This is a genomic window from Mesorhizobium newzealandense (assembly GCF_042682145.1).
In the GTDB taxonomy this organism is placed as follows: Bacteria; Pseudomonadota; Alphaproteobacteria; order Rhizobiales; family Rhizobiaceae; genus Mesorhizobium; species Mesorhizobium newzealandense.
The window spans coordinates 146228-160674 of sequence record NZ_JBHUGZ010000007.1 but is presented as its reverse complement, the minus strand read 5'-3'; the positions used below and the strand labels follow the sequence as shown (position 1 = coordinate 160674).

Genomic DNA, 14447 nt, shown 5'->3' with positions numbered 1-14447 from the left:
AGCTTTGCTTTAACGGACTTGGCTTTTGACGAAATCCTTGACGATCGACACGATGCCGCGCGACAGCAGGCTGTCGAAGGCATCGACGAAGCGGTCGACATGCTCACGCTGGCAGATCAGCGGCGGCTCGAGCCGGATGACGTTGCGGTTGTATTCGGTGAAGGCGACGAGCACGTCGTAGTCGCGCAACAGCAACGCCCCGACGAAGCCAGACAGCGACCCCTTCAGCTTGTCGTCGAGCACGCTGACGATCGGCCGCAGCACCATCGGCAAGGTCTGCGAGAAGTCGTGGAACTCCAGCCCGACCATGAACCCCCTGCCGCGCACATCCTTGATGATCTTCGGGTATTTGTCCTTGAGCACCTGCAGCCGCTGCAGCAGGTAATCCCCGGTGACGGCGGCGTTGTCGATCAGCCCCTCGTCATAGAGCACGTTGAGCCCCTCGATCGAGGTGACGCAGGCCTCGCCCATGCCGCCGAAGGTCGCCATGGCATGGATCATCGCCGTCTTCGGCGTGCCATAGGCCTTCATATAGACCTCGCGCCGCGCGATCATCGCGCCGACCGCCGCCTTGCCGGCGCCGAGCGACTTGGCCAGCGCCGTCACGTCCGGAATGACACCGTAGTGTTCGAAGGCATAGAAGCGGCCCGAGCGGCCATAGCCGCACTGCACTTCGTCGGCGACCCACAGCACGCCATACTGGTCGCACAGCGCGCGCAGCTTCTGCCAGTATTCGGCCGGCGCCTGGATGATGCCGCCGCCGCCCTGGATGGTTTCAAGCACGATGACGCCGACCTCCGGATCGGAGCGGAAAAGGCGCTCGACCGCTTCGATGTCAGCAAACGGAATGCGGACCGTATTCTGCGCCATCTTGAAGTCGGCGCGGTAGAGCTGGCCGTCGGTGATGCCCAGCACACCCTTGGTCTTGCCGTGGAACGAATTCTCGGCATAGACGATTTTCGGCCGCTTCGGGCCGGCGGCGCGCTCGGCGAGCTTCACCGCCGCTTCCATCGCTTCCGAGCCCGACGAGCCGAGGAACACCATGTCGAGATCGCCTGGCGAGCATTTGGCGATGTTGTGCGCAAGTGCCGCCGCATATTGCGACATGAAGGCAATGGCGATTTCCTGGCGCTTCTCTTCCTGGAATTTTTTCCGCGCTTCCAGGATGCGCGGATGGTTGTGGCCGAACGCCAGCGAACCGAAGCCGCCGAAGAAATCGAGGATCTTGCGGCCGTTCTGGTCGATGTAGAACATGCCGTCGGCGCGCTCGATCTTGATCTTGTGGAAGCCGAGCAGCTTCATGAAATGCAGCTGGCCGGGATTGAGATGCGCCTTGAACAGGTCGGTCATGCGGGCGACGTCCATCGCCTTAGCCTGCTCGACGCTGATCAGGTCGGGCTTGGCGATGGTGACGGGCGACAGCGCCGGCGCGCTGACCATGGTGCGCGCGCTGGTCTGTTCGGGCTTGGCCATGACGGTCATTTCAATCTCCTGTCTGCGCGCATGACCAGGATCGTGCGCAACGAAAGCTGTTTTGCGAGCCCGCTATTCGGCGGGCACTTGTTTGGTGGCGACGGCGTGACCGGCCTTCTTGGCACGGTACTCGCTGTAGGCAGCGATCAGCATGTCCTCGTCGCGGTATTGCGGCACCCAGCCGAGCTGGCGCTCGGCCTTGGAGACATCGAGCACGCATTCCTCGTCGGCGATCAGATACTGCTCCGGATCCATGATCGGCATGTTCAAGAGGTCAAGCAGGTCGAGCGTGCGCTTCACCGCCCAGCCCGGCGTCGGGATCAGGATCGATTTCGAACCAGCATGCCTGATCAGGTCGCCGAGCAGCTTCTTCACCGGCGGCGGGCTGAGCGAGCCGAGATTATAGGCCTCGTTCGGCACCCCGGCCTTCCAGGCGGCACGCGCCGCCTCGGCGCAGTCGAACACCGAGATGAACTGGTAGGGGTTCCTGCCCGAGCCGATCATCGGCACCGGAAAATTCCAGTCGATCAGCTTGAACAGCTTTTCGAGAATACCGAGCCGGCCGGGGCCAATGATCAGGCGCGGGCGAAACAGCGAGATCGACATGCCGCGCTTGCGCCATTCGGCCGCCAGTTCCTCTGTCTTCTGCTTCGACCAGCCATATTCGCCAAGCGGCGCCACCGGATGCTCCTCGGTCATCGGCTGGGTCACCGTGTGGCCGTAGATCATGTCGGTCGTGTAGTGGACGAGCTTGGGCGCGCCGGCCTTGTCCATGGCTTGCATGATGTGCTCGGTGCCATGGAAATTGACCGGAAAGAAGAAATCGTGCCGCTTGGCGCGCACCTGGATCGGCGACAGCATCTTGGCCGACAGGTTGTAGACCATGTCGTCGGCCTTGAGCCCAACCGCGGCGACCGAGGTCGGATCGGTGACGTCGCACTTAATGAAGCTGACGTTGCGGTAATGCGGCAGGTCGCTCCTGGCGATGTCGGCGACGACAACCTCTTCACCATCGGCCACAAGTTTCGGGGCAAGGTGGCGGCCGACGAAGCCGTCGCCGCCGAAAATCACATGTCTCATCGAATAATCTCGCTGTGAATCTTGTCTGACGAAAGAGAAGCCGTTTCCTCGTCATGCCCGCGCCCACTCTGGGCAATCAGCACCGTGCCGACGCAGATGCAGGCGATGCCGGCGATGCGCCAGCCATTGAGATCCTCGCGGAAGACGAAATAGGCGAAGATCGCGACGGCGACATAAGCGAGGCTGAGGAACGGATAGGCGAAGGAAAGCTCGACCTTGGACAGCACATAGAGGTGCGAGGCCATCGAGATGACAAAGGTGCACAGGCCGAGGAACACCCAGGGGCTGAAGACGATCTGCAACAGCTTGACCAGGGGATTGACGCCCTCGAACGAGATCGGCCCGAGCGACATCATGCCTTGCTTCAGCATCAGCTGCGCAGCAGCATTGGTCATGACCGTAAAGAGAATGAAGACGATGTATTTCATGTGTTCCCAACCACCCCTTCACGCTTCCTATTACAAACCCGCAAACATTTCGTGAAGCCACAAGAATGTTTTGAATGAACTGTAGAGTTAGCGATACGCCAACCAAACTTACTTCAAATTTTACCTATTCCGCAGCCTCGACGGCACCGTGCCGCATGTCGAGCTTCTTTGCCGTCCGCGCCCAGAAACTCGACATGAAGGCGGGATCGCGGAGCCCCTCCAGGCGTGGCCATTCGGGAAAGGACGAGGCGAAGATGTCGGCACCCATGCGGGCATCCTTGTAGGGATTGACCCCGCCGCCGGCCTCGATCGTGATGCGATCGAGCTCCCGCAGCAGCGCCAGCGTCGCCGCCCCCCTATTGGGGAAATCCAGCGTCAGCGTGTAGCCGGGACACGGGAACGACAGCAGTGCCGGCGAGCGGATAGAGCCAAACCGCTTCAGCACCGTGAGGAACGACCCCTGCCCGGCCCGCCTTGCAGCCGCCAGCAGCGCCGGCACCGCCTCGCTCGCCGTCTCTTCCGGCACCACGCTCTGGTGCTGGAAAAGCCCTTTCGGTCCGTAAAGCCGGTTCCAGTCGCGCACACCGTCGAGCGGAAAGAAAAAACCCTGGTAACCGACCTGGCGCGGCGCCGTCGTCCGCCCCTTCTTCCACCGGTAGGCGGCATTGAAGGCGGTCAGGAACGGCCGGTTGAGGACATTGAACGGCGGCTGGACCGGCACCGAGAGATTGCCGCCGGCGCGCGAGGCGGCGTGCGAGCCGTGCTCGGCATGATTGCCGGTGAACAGCAGGCCACGGCCGCTGTTGCGGCCGCCGGCCAGCTGGTCGATCCAGGCGACCGCGTATTCATTGGCCTGGTCCGCCGCCTCGGCTAGCCCGAAAAATTCGCCGAGATCGCGAAACGGCGTCGCCGTCTCGACAATGTCGAGCGAAGGCACCCGCATCAACCGGATCGAGGCCGACAGGATGAGGCCGGTCAGCCCCATGCCACCGATCGTCGCCCGAAACAGCCGGGCATTGTCGGTCGCCGAACAGCGACGGGTCCTTCCGTCGGACCTCAGCAGCGTCAAGGTCGCGACATGGCAGCCGAACGTGCCGCGCCGATGATGGTTCTTGCCATGCACGTCATTGGCGATGGCGCCACCGAGGGTGACGAATTGGGTGCCCGGAACAACCGCCGGGAAGAAGCCGTAGGGCGCAGCGTATGCGATGATGTCGGACAACAGCACGCCGGCATCCGCCTCGAGCAGGCCTGTCTCGGCATTGAAGGCGTGGATCCGGTTCAGCGGCCGCATATCGACGACGGTGCCGGTCTCGTTCTGGCAGGAATCGCCATAGGAGCGGCCGTTGCCATAGGCGAGCAGCGACGCCGGTTTCGCCTGACCGCCCTTCAGCAGCGCAATGCCATCGTCGGCACCGATCGCGCGGGGCGCCGGCGGCGTGGCAAGGCCAAAGCTTGGGAAGCGTTCGGCAACCACGCCTACCAGCCCCCGATGACCAGCATCACCGCGCCGATCAGCACCACGATCTGGCTGCGCCAGTCGCGGATGATGAAGACGACCGGGTCGTCATGCATCTCGTCGCGGCGCGCCAGGATCCACACGCGCATGGTGAGATAAAGCACGATCGGCGCCAGCGGCCAGATCAGCCATGGATGCGGATAGAGCTCACGCACCGCGACGCTGTCCATGTAGAGCGCCAGCACCAGTGCCGAGGAGAAGGCCGAAGCCATGCCGGCCTGGGCGACGATCTCCTGATCTTCGGTGCGATAGCCGCGGCCGGCAATGCGCTCGCCGGGTGGGATGGCGGTGGTGCGCAGTTCGACGAAGCGCTTCACCAGCGCCAGCGACAGGAAGAAGAAGATCGAGAAGGCGAGTAACCAGAACGAGACGTCGACACCGGTCGCGGCCGCACCCGCCAGGACGCGGATCGTGTAGAGGCCGGCAAGCGTCAGCACGTCGACCAGGAGCATGCGCTTGAACGACAGCGAATAGGCCGTCGTGACCACCATATAGCCGCCGAGCACCGCCAGGAATTCGAGCGATATCAGGGCGCCGGTGCCGATGCCGATCGCCAGAAGCACCGCGATCGCGCCAAGCCCGAACGGGATCGACAGCGCACCGCTGGCGAACGGCCTGTTGCGCTTGGTGGCGTGCTTGCGGTCGAGCGCGAGATCGAAGAAATCGTTGAGGATGTAAATGGCCGACGCCACCGCGCTGAACGAGACGAACGCCACCAGGCATTGCCAGATCATGTTGGTGTTGAAATATTCATGCGAGAGCACCATCGGCACGGCGATCAGCGAGTTCTTCAGCCACTGATGCACGCGCAGCATCTTGACGACAGTCCGCAACGTCGGCTTCGGCACTGGCATCGCTTCGGCGCCATGTGCAGCCTGCCAGCGCGAGGCATGACGGTCGGGCGCCACGACGATTGCCGTGCGCGCCGCGTCGAAGACCGGGAGGTCATGGCGACTGTTGCCGGCATAGTCGAAGCCGCCATCGCCATAGGCCGCGATCAGTGAGGCGCGCTTCTTGCCGGAGGTGAGATTGTCGGGACCGTCTGTGGCCAGCACCTGGTCGAAAATGCCGAGATGGGCAGCGATGGCGTCGGCGAACTTGCGCGGCGTGCCGGTCGCCAGCACGATCTTGCGGCCCTCGGCGTGCTCGGTCCGGAGGCGGCGAAGCAGCACCTCGCGATAGGGCAGCGAGGCCGGATCGATGTCGATGCGTTGGGCGATCGCCTGTTTCAACCGGGCCGGCCCGCCAGCGGCCCAGAAAGGTATGAGGAAGATATAGAGCGGGTTCTTCTTGAGAAGGATGAACAGCCCTTCCCACAACAGGTCGGTCGCGAGCAGCGTGCCGTCGAGATCGACCGCAAGCGGTATTGCGTTCCTGTCCGACCGCGCGTCCATGTCTGTCCTGCCCTGCCAGCGTGTGATCCGGAAAACCGGAAACTCGATGCGCGCCGCGTTTCGGCGTCTTGAAGCTGGTATAGCGGGGAACGGCATAGCGAACGTTAAAACGCCCGGTGTGGGCCGCTTCGTGCCGCGGTATTTCCCCTGTCATCGTTAAGCAGCAATGGCCGGAAACAATAAAAGGCCGGGCAAATGCCCGGCCTTTCCAGTCATGCCGTTGGAATTACTTGATGCGGGCGACGCCGCCCGAGATCTCAACCGTTTCCGAGCCGGTGAGAGCTTCGAGGTCGCCATTGGGCAAGGTGACGAAGCAGCCGTTCGGGCAGAATTCAACGGTTTCGCCAGCGGCCAGCGCAAGGTCAGATTTGCTGCCGCCCTCGGTCACGATCAGCGTGCGGGTCTCGGCGTCCTTGTTGACCGCGCTGGCGGCATGAGTCGAGCCGATGGCGGCGGCCAGGGCGACGGCAGCGACGAGAGACTTCCACATGTTGCAATATCGGTGTTCCCACCGCCTCTGTTGCATTTCGCAAGGCATTCTTGCCTTTGCATGGGAGCTTATATGAGATGGAAGCTGAACCGCAACTGAATGCCGCATTCATGCCGCAATTGGCTTTGGAGGGTTACGAGCGGGCGCTGCTGACTATCAGGACAACCTAGTCGGGATCTGGCTTGCGCACCTTGCGTCCCGATTTGGCGAGCCGCTTCGCCGCTGCAGTGGCCTCCACCTTGGCCTCCTCCTGTTCAACGAAATCGGCCTCGATCTTGTCGTCGTCGGTCGGCCAGGCCTTGGGCTTGTGGACCTCGACGACGGCGCGCGGCGTCGAGGGAATCTCGATGTGCTCGCCGCTGAATTTCTCGAGCACGGCAAAACGGATGTCGTTCTGCGCGATATTGCCGTTCATCACATCGGCCAGGAACACGCGGATCTCGAACTCGAGTGCGGCCGCGCCAAAATTGGAAAACAGAACGAAAGGTTCCGGGTTCTTCAGCACCAGCGGGTGGCTGCGGGCGATGTCCAGCAGGATGGCGTGAACCTGTTTGACGTCGCTGCCATAGGCGACGCCGACCTTGATGTCGACGCGGCCGAGCTTGTTGCGATGCGTCCAGTTGCCTACGGCATTGTTGATCAGGTTCGAATTGGGCAGGATCACCGACTGCCGCTGGAAGGTCTCGATCTCGGTGGCGCGCACGCTGATCTTCTTGACGGTACCGCTGACATCGCCGGCGACGATCCAGTCGCCGACTTTGAATGGCCGCTCGGCCAAAAGGATCAGGCCGGAGACGAAATTGGACACCACATTCTGCAAGCCAAAGCCGATACCGAGGGAAAGAGCACCGGCAACCAGCGCAAGACTGGACAGGTCGATGCCCGCCGCCGATATGCCGACCAGTGCCGCCAGCGCGACACCGGCATAACCGACCGCCAGCCGGATCGAGTTGCGCACTCCGGTATCGACCTTGCCGCGCGCCATCACCGACCCGTCGAGCCAGCCCTGGAACCAGCGCGTCAGGAAATAGCCGATGATGAAGACGACGATGCCCGAAAGAATGCCGGTGACCGAGATCGTCACCGAGCCGATGGTGATCCCGGTTGCCAGCTTGTAGGCCCAGGCCTCGATGTCGCCGGGCTGGAAGCCCCACATCAACAGGATCAGCGGCAGGAACACCAGCACGATCATCAGATTGATGGCGACGCTGACGACGAGGCCGAGCTGATCGAGGGCGGCGTCTTCGTAACTCGAATTGGCCGACAGCCAGCGTCCGACGGACGTGTCGGCGAACGCGCCCTCCTCGCCGATCGCCCGCGCCGACAGGAAACCGATATAGGCGGTGATCAGGGCGGTGCCGGTAACAACGACCTGTATTGCAACGAACAGGGCAAGGCCGATATAGCCGAGCAGCGCCGCAACGATGGTGAACAGGCCAAGCGCAAGCGATGTGTAGCGCAGCCATGCCGGCCACGGCCGCCAGCTTCCGTCATGCGCCTTGAACGGCCTCAGCATCGCCATCAGGATCAGGATGACGCCAACGATGATGGTGGAGCCGAAACTGCGGGCGATGGTCAGCGACAGCGGCGAGCCCATCTTGTCGTTGACGATCGACAGGAAATAGTTGACGCCGATGACCACGGCCATGGCGGTGGTCAGCCGGACCAGCCACCGCGCCGGGCCGGTTTCGACGGGAATGAGCCGCCAGTTCGGCAGCCGCGGCTCGAGCGCCGCATTGGTCAGCCGGTTGACGCAGAACACCACCGCGATGACGGCCGCCAACGCATTCAGGAAGACGCCGATGTCGCCGCGCAACACATTGTAATAGTTGAAAAAGAACACCGTGGAGGCCAGGAACACGCCGACCGCCAGCGACGGCAGCAAGGTCGACCAGAACGCCACCGACAGACGGCTGAGATAGGATGGTTCCTCGACCGTCGGATCGGCTTCGAACACCCGCCCGAACAGGCGCCTGCCACCGACCAGCAGCACCAGCGCCAAGCCGAGCGCCACGAAGGTCGCTGCCAGGATGGCCTTGAATTTGAACTTGAAGGCAAAGCTCAGCCAGGACGCAACTGCCTTGTACAGGTTGGCGTATTCGTCCGTGGCGTCCGAGAAGACCTCCGGGCTCAGGGCATCGGACAGCACGTAGCGCTTGGTCAAAAGGTTGCGGAACAGCGCGCTGCGCATGTTGCCGATCTTGTCGATCAGCCCGCTGATGCGGATCGACAGGTTCTGCGCGCTGGCGACGACTGCGTTGATCTCGGCCTTTTCCGACGCCAGCGCCTGGCGTTCGCCGGTCACAATGTCGGGCTCCTGCGGCTGCCCCGCCGCTGGCGGCGGGCCTAGCGTCTCGATCCGATTGTTGATGTCGGTGAGACGCGAACGAAACGCCAGCGCACTGGTGAGTGCCGCCCGCGACATGTCCTCCAGTTGCAGACGGATATCAACGAGTGAGGCATCGTCCTCACCGTTCTCCTGGATCTTCTTCTCGAGGTCGTCAGTCTTGGCCGTCAGGCCCTGGATGACTTTCTGCTGATCGGTGATCAATCCGGCAGCGCCCTGACCAAGCGCTTGCGCCATCGCGTCAAACGGAGGCGGCGCCGAGACAACAAGCGCGAGGATCAAAATGAGGCGAAGCAATCGAAAAAGCATGATTTGTTGGCGACTCATGGGCGGCAAAGGCAATTTGAAAGCCTGTCCTTGATAAAGACGGCCATATCATGGGGCAAGCCATCGCGTCCGATCGCCGGCCTCATCCGATCGCTGATCCCATTCGATCATTGCCCCAGGCGTCGGCCAGTCGAAAGGCAATGGCGCAATATTGGCTTTGCGGATGCGGCCTGCTCTATAGTCTGCCGCATCGCCCGAACCGGATGACACTGATGGCAGAGTACTCGGCCTTTTCGCTGCTCGCGAATGCGCTCAAGGGAAACAAAGACTGGAAGCCGGCCTGGCGCAAGCCGGATCCGAAGGCGTCCTATGATGTCATCATCATCGGTGGCGGTGGTCATGGGCTGGCAACCGCCTACTATCTCGCCAAGGAACATGGCATCACCAATGTCGCGGTGCTGGAAAAGGGTTGGCTTGGGTCCGGCAATGTCGGCCGCAACACCACGGCCGTGCGCTCGAACTATCTGCTGCCCGCCAACACCCGCTTCTACGAACATTCGATGAAGCTGTGGGAGAACCTGTCGCACGAGCTCAACTACAATGTCATGTTCTCGCAGCGCGGCTGCCTGAACCTGGCGCACACGCCGGCCCAGTTCGACGACTATGCTAGGCGCGGCAACGCCATGCGCCATCTCGGCGTCGATGCTGAATTGATGACGCCAACGCAGATCAAACGTCTGATCCCGGCGCTCGATATCTCCGACAGCGCACGCTTCCCGGTGGTTGGCGGCCTGATGCAACGGCGCGCCGGCACCGCCCGCCACGATGCGGTGGCCTGGGGCTATGCGCGCGGCGCCGACCGGCGTGGTGTCGACATCATCGAGAATTGCGAGGTCACCGGCTTCCTGCGCGATGGCGACCGCGTCACCGGCGTCACGACCTCGCGCGGCGACATCCGCGCCAAGAAGGTGGCCGTCGCGGTCGCCGGCAGCACCGGGCGTGTCATGCAGCTGGCCGGCGTCGAGACGATGCCGATCGAGAGCCATGTGCTGCAGGCCTTCGTCACCGAATCGCTGAAACCCTTTATCGACACCGTCGTGACCTTCGGCATGGGGCATTTCTACATGTCGCAGTCGGACAAGGGCGGCCTCATCTATGGCGGCGATATCGACGGCTACAACAGCTACGCCCAGCGCGGCAACCTGCCCATCGTCGACGAGGTGATGAGCGAGATGCTGGCGCTGTTTCCGGGCCTTGCCCGCGTGCGCATGCTGCGCTCCTGGGGCGGTGTCTGCGACATGTCGATGGACGGCTCGCCGATCATCACTGCGGGCCCCATGCCCGGCATGTATCTCAACTGCGGCTGGTGCTATGGCGGCTTCAAGGCGACGCCGGCTTCCGGCTGGTGCTTTGCCTGGACCATCGCCAAGGATCAGCCGCACGACCTCAACGCCCCCTTCACGCTCGACCGCTTCCATCGCGGCCTGGTGATCGACGACAAGGGCCAGGGTGCAAACCCTAGGCTCCATTAGGAACATCCCGTGCTGATCACTTGCCCCTATTGCGGCCCTCGCGACGTCATCGAGTTCACCTATCAAGGTGACGGCAACCGCGAGCGTCCCGACCCCGCCTCGCAGAATTTCGAAGCGTGGAACGCTTATGTCTACGACCGGCTGAACCCGGCCGGCGACCACAACGAAATCTGGCAGCATTCCGGCGGTTGCCGCGCGCATCTAAGGGTCGTGCGCAACACGCTGACGCATGAGATTTCCAGCGTCGCCTTTATGCGCGGTGGTCATATTTCGGCCGCGCGCCGCAAGGCGGAGGACAAGTCATGAGCCCACGCCGCGCCGACACCGGCGGCCGCATCGATCGGCTGAAAACCATCCGCTTCACCTTCGACGGCGCGGCCTACACCGGCCATGCCGGTGACACGCTGGCGTCGGCGCTGCTGGCCAAGGGCGTCACCCTTTATGGCCGCTCGTTCAAATACCACCGCCCACGTGGCCTGCTAACCGCCGGCGTCGAGGAGCCCAACGCCCTGGTGACGGTGCTGAAGGGCGAGGTTCGCGAGCCCAACATTCCGGCGACCATGGTCGAGATCCATGACGGACTGGTCGCCATCAGCCAGAACCGCTTTCCCTCGCTTGCCTGGGACATCAATGCCGTCAACCAGCTCGGCGGCAAGATCCTGTCGGCCGGCTTCTACTACAAGACCTTCATGGGACCGGTTTTCGGTCCGCTCAAAGGTACGCGCTTCTGGATGTTCTGCGAGCATTTCATCCGCCGTGCCGCTGGTCTCGGCAGCGCCGGATCGGCGAAGGATCCGGCGCGCTACGAACGCATGAACGCCTTTTGCGACGTGCTGGTGGTCGGCTCCGGCCCAGCCGGGCTGATGGCCGCCAAGGCCGCCGCCGATCAGGGCGCCCGCGTCATGCTGGCCGATCTCGAGCCGCGCTTCGGCGGCTCGGCCAACTGGTCTGATGAAACCATCGATGGCGCGCCGGCTGCCGACTGGGCCCGCCGCACCGTCGCCCAGCTCGAAGGCCGTGACAACGTCCGGCTTTTGCCGCGCACCACGGTCTGGGGCTATTACGACAACAACACGCTTGCGGCGTTGGAGCGGGTCAGCGACCATAAAGAGCAGCCGGGCAAGGGTGAGCCGCGCCATCGCTACTGGGCGATCCGTGCCAGGTCCGTGGTGCTGGCCACCGGCGCCTTCGAACGGCCGCTGGTGTTCCCGGGCAATGACAGGCCGGGCGTGATGCTGGCGCATGCCGCCGAGCGCTACGCCAACGAGTTCGGCGTGCTGCCGGGCGAACGGATCGCGCTGTTCACCAACAATGACAGCGCCTATCGGGCGGCCGTCGCGTTGAAGAAGGCGGGTGCCGCGGTCGTCGCCATTGCCGACGTTCGGCCAGAGCTTTCAGCCGAGATGCGCAAGCTGGCCACCGAGGCCGAGGCCGAGATCTTTGCCGGTCATGCCGTCGTCGCCACCGAGGGCGGCAAGGCGCTGTCCGGCCTCAAGCTGCAGCGCTTCGACATGACCAATGGCACGCTCACCGGCGACGCGCGCAGCATCCATGCCGATTGCCTGCTGATGTCGGGTGGCTGGTCGCCGACCATCCATCTGGCCAGCCAGGCCGGGGCCAAGGCGGAATGGAATGCCGCGCGGCAAGCGTTCCTGCCGCCCAAGCCTACGCAGCAGCAGTGGATTGGCGCCGGCGCCTTCACCGGCAGTTTTTCCACCACTGAGGCCATCGCCGAAGGCCGCGCCGCCGGCCTCGCCGCGGCCGGTGGAACGAGCACGCCGGCGGCGTTGCCCACCGTCGAAGCCGCACCCGGCGATCCCGATCCGGCGCCAGTGTTCGAGATCAGGGCCAAGGGCAAGAGCTTCGTCGATTTCCAGCACGACGTGACTGCAGAGGATGTGCGGCTGGCGCATCGCGAAGGCTTTGTCTCGGTCGAGCACCTGAAGCGCTACACCACGCTTGGCATGGCGACCGACCAGGGCAAGAGCTCCAACGTCCCCGGCCTTGCCATCATGGCCGAAGCACTGGGCAAGCCGATCCCCGAGGTCGGCACGACGCGCTTCCGCCCGCCCTTTGCGCCGGTGTCGATCGGCTCGCTGGCGGCCGAGCGCTTCGGCGACCTGAAACCCGAGCGGTTGACGCCGATGCATGACTGGCATGTTACCAATGGCGCGACGATGTATTCCGCCGGCCTCTGGGACCGGCCGATGATCTATGGCCATGCCGGAGAGACGGTCGAGCAGGCCTATGTGCGGGAAGCCAAGGCGACGCGCGAAAGCGCCGGCATCGTCGATGTCTCGACACTGGGCAAGATTGCCGTGCAAGGGCCCGACGCCGCCGCATTCCTCGACCGCGTCTACACCAACATGTTTTCGACGCTGGCCGTCGGCAAAGCTCGCTACGGGCTGATGCTGCGCGAGGACGGCCTCGCCTTCGACGACGGCACCACCTGGCGGCTTGGCGAGCAGGATTTCCTGATGACCACCACCACGGCGAACGCCGGCAAGGTCATGCAGCATCTGGAATATTTCCTCGACGTGATCTGGCCGGAGTTGAAAGTGCACGTCACCTCGGTGACCGACGAATGGGCGGGCGCCGCGATCGGCGGACCCAAGGCCAGGCAGATCCTCGCCTCTTGTGTGACCGGCACGTCAGTCGACAATGCCACACTGCCCTTCATGGGCATCGTGCGCGGCGAGATATCGGGCGTGCCGGTGATGATCTGCCGGCTGTCCTTCTCCGGCGAAATGGCCTTCGAGGTCTATTCCGGTGCCGGCTACGGTACCCATGTCTGGCAAGCGTTGATCGAGGCCGGCAGACCGTTCGGCCTGGTCACCTACGGGCTCGAGGCGCTGGGCACGATGCGCATCGAAAAAGGCCATGTCACCGGCGCCGAGATCGACGGCCGTACCACGGCGCGCGATCTGCATCTCGACTGGATGCTGTCGAAGAAGAAGCCGTTCATCGGCTCGGCGATGATGGATCGCGAGGGCCTGATCGCATCTGACCGTCTGGAACTGGTCGGCCTGATCGCGCTCGACAACCGGCCGCTCAATGGCGGCGCGCACATCGTCGAGCAGCTGGACGAGGCCAATCCGCATGGCTCTATCGGCCACATCACCGCCTGCTGCTATTCGCCGGCACTCGGCAAGCATATCGCGCTGGCGCTGGTCAAGGGCGGCAAGGCGCGGCGCGGCACACGCGCCCATGTCTCCGATCCCTTGCGCAACCGGTTCGGACCGGTCGAGATCGTCTCCAACCACTTCTTCGATCCGGACGGGAGCCGCATGCATGGTTGAGCGCCAATCGCCACTCGAACCGGAGTTTCACGTCGGCTCGCACGGCAATTTCGAGCATGGCGTCGAGATCATCCTGACCGAGACGCGGCCGGGCTCGATCGTGCAGCTTGCCGCCTGGCCCGGCGAGGAAAAGAAGCTGATCGCCGCCATCCGCTCCGTCACCGGGCTTGCGCTGCCCGATGGTGCCGGTGGCGGCCTGAACGACGGCGTGAAGTCGGTGTTCGGCTTTGCGCCGGGAAAATTCACCGTTGCCGATGAAGCCGAAGGGCTGGCCGACGCCTTTGCCAAGGCGGTGACGCCGGCCATCGGCACAGTCACCGACCTGTCGCATGGCCGCACCGCCATTCGCATCGCCGGGCCGAAGGCCGAATGGGTGCTGGCGAAATTCTTCGCCATCGACTTCGCACTGCCCGCCTTTCCGGTCGGCGCCGGCCGCTCGACCACCCATCACGATGTCTTCGCCCAGATCCAGCGCACCGGCGCCGACCAGTTCGACCTCTATGTCTTTCGCTCATTCGCGCGCTCGTTCTGGAAGGCGCTCTGCCATGCCAGCGAGGAAGTCGGCTACGAGGTGCAGTAGTCGCACGGCCGGATGGCCGCATCGTTGCTGCTGGCATC

General features: G+C 63.6%; 11 protein-coding genes. 4 read left to right on the top strand and 7 right to left on the bottom strand.

What is annotated here, in order from left to right:
• Positions 1-9: 9 nt before the first annotated feature.
• From ACFSOZ_RS09535 to ACFSOZ_RS09505, 7 genes are all read right to left on the bottom strand, one after another.
• Complete coding sequence (locus ACFSOZ_RS09535; RefSeq protein WP_379098119.1) at positions 10-1440, bottom strand: aspartate aminotransferase family protein; 1431 nt, start codon at positions 1438-1440, stop codon at positions 10-12.
• A 105-nt stretch (positions 1441-1545) separates the two neighbouring features.
• Positions 1546-2553, bottom strand: coding sequence for an NAD-dependent epimerase/dehydratase family protein (locus ACFSOZ_RS09530; RefSeq protein WP_379096482.1), 1008 nt, complete (start codon positions 2551-2553; stop codon positions 1546-1548).
• Positions 2550-2981 carry an EamA family transporter gene (locus ACFSOZ_RS09525; RefSeq protein ID WP_379096479.1) on the bottom strand — a complete coding sequence of 144 codons (432 nt, stop codon included), beginning with the start codon at positions 2979-2981 and terminating at the stop codon, positions 2550-2552. Before ACFSOZ_RS09525 ends, ACFSOZ_RS09530 begins: the two co-directional genes overlap by 4 nt.
• 124 nt (positions 2982-3105) lie before the next feature.
• Positions 3106-4458 carry an FAD-binding oxidoreductase gene (locus ACFSOZ_RS09520; protein WP_379096477.1) on the bottom strand — a complete coding sequence of 451 codons (1353 nt, stop codon included), beginning with the start codon at positions 4456-4458 and terminating at the stop codon, positions 3106-3108.
• Positions 4459-4460: 2 nt separating this feature from the next.
• Entirely contained in the window at positions 4461-5894 is a 1434-nt protein-coding gene (locus ACFSOZ_RS09515; RefSeq protein ID WP_379096475.1) for a UbiA family prenyltransferase, read from the bottom strand.
• Positions 5895-6120: 226 nt separating this feature from the next.
• Complete coding sequence (locus tag ACFSOZ_RS09510) at positions 6121-6384, bottom strand: hypothetical protein (RefSeq protein ID WP_167392187.1); 264 nt, start codon at positions 6382-6384, stop codon at positions 6121-6123.
• A 166-nt stretch (positions 6385-6550) separates the two neighbouring features.
• Entirely contained in the window at positions 6551-9040 is a 2490-nt protein-coding gene (locus tag ACFSOZ_RS09505) for a mechanosensitive ion channel family protein (RefSeq protein ID WP_379096472.1), read from the bottom strand.
• Between the two features lie 230 nt (positions 9041-9270).
• Between ACFSOZ_RS09505 and ACFSOZ_RS09500 the strand changes: the two genes are divergently transcribed.
• From ACFSOZ_RS09500 to ACFSOZ_RS09485, 4 genes are read left to right on the top strand one after another with little or no spacing between them, the layout of a single operon-like run.
• Positions 9271-10530, top strand: coding sequence for a sarcosine oxidase subunit beta (locus tag ACFSOZ_RS09500; protein ID WP_379096469.1), 1260 nt, complete (start codon positions 9271-9273; stop codon positions 10528-10530).
• A gap of 9 nt (positions 10531-10539) precedes the next feature.
• Positions 10540-10836, top strand: coding sequence for a sarcosine oxidase subunit delta (locus ACFSOZ_RS09495; protein ID WP_379096466.1), 297 nt, complete (start codon positions 10540-10542; stop codon positions 10834-10836).
• Positions 10833-13829 carry a sarcosine oxidase subunit alpha gene (locus ACFSOZ_RS09490; protein ID WP_379096464.1) on the top strand — a complete coding sequence of 999 codons (2997 nt, stop codon included), beginning with the start codon at positions 10833-10835 and terminating at the stop codon, positions 13827-13829. Before ACFSOZ_RS09495 ends, ACFSOZ_RS09490 begins: the two co-directional genes overlap by 4 nt.
• Positions 13822-14409, top strand: a complete 588-nt coding sequence (locus ACFSOZ_RS09485; protein ID WP_379096461.1) for a sarcosine oxidase subunit gamma — start codon at positions 13822-13824, stop codon at positions 14407-14409. The genes ACFSOZ_RS09490 and ACFSOZ_RS09485 overlap by 8 nt, the downstream gene beginning before the upstream one ends.
• The last annotated feature ends 38 nt before the right edge of the window (positions 14410-14447 follow it).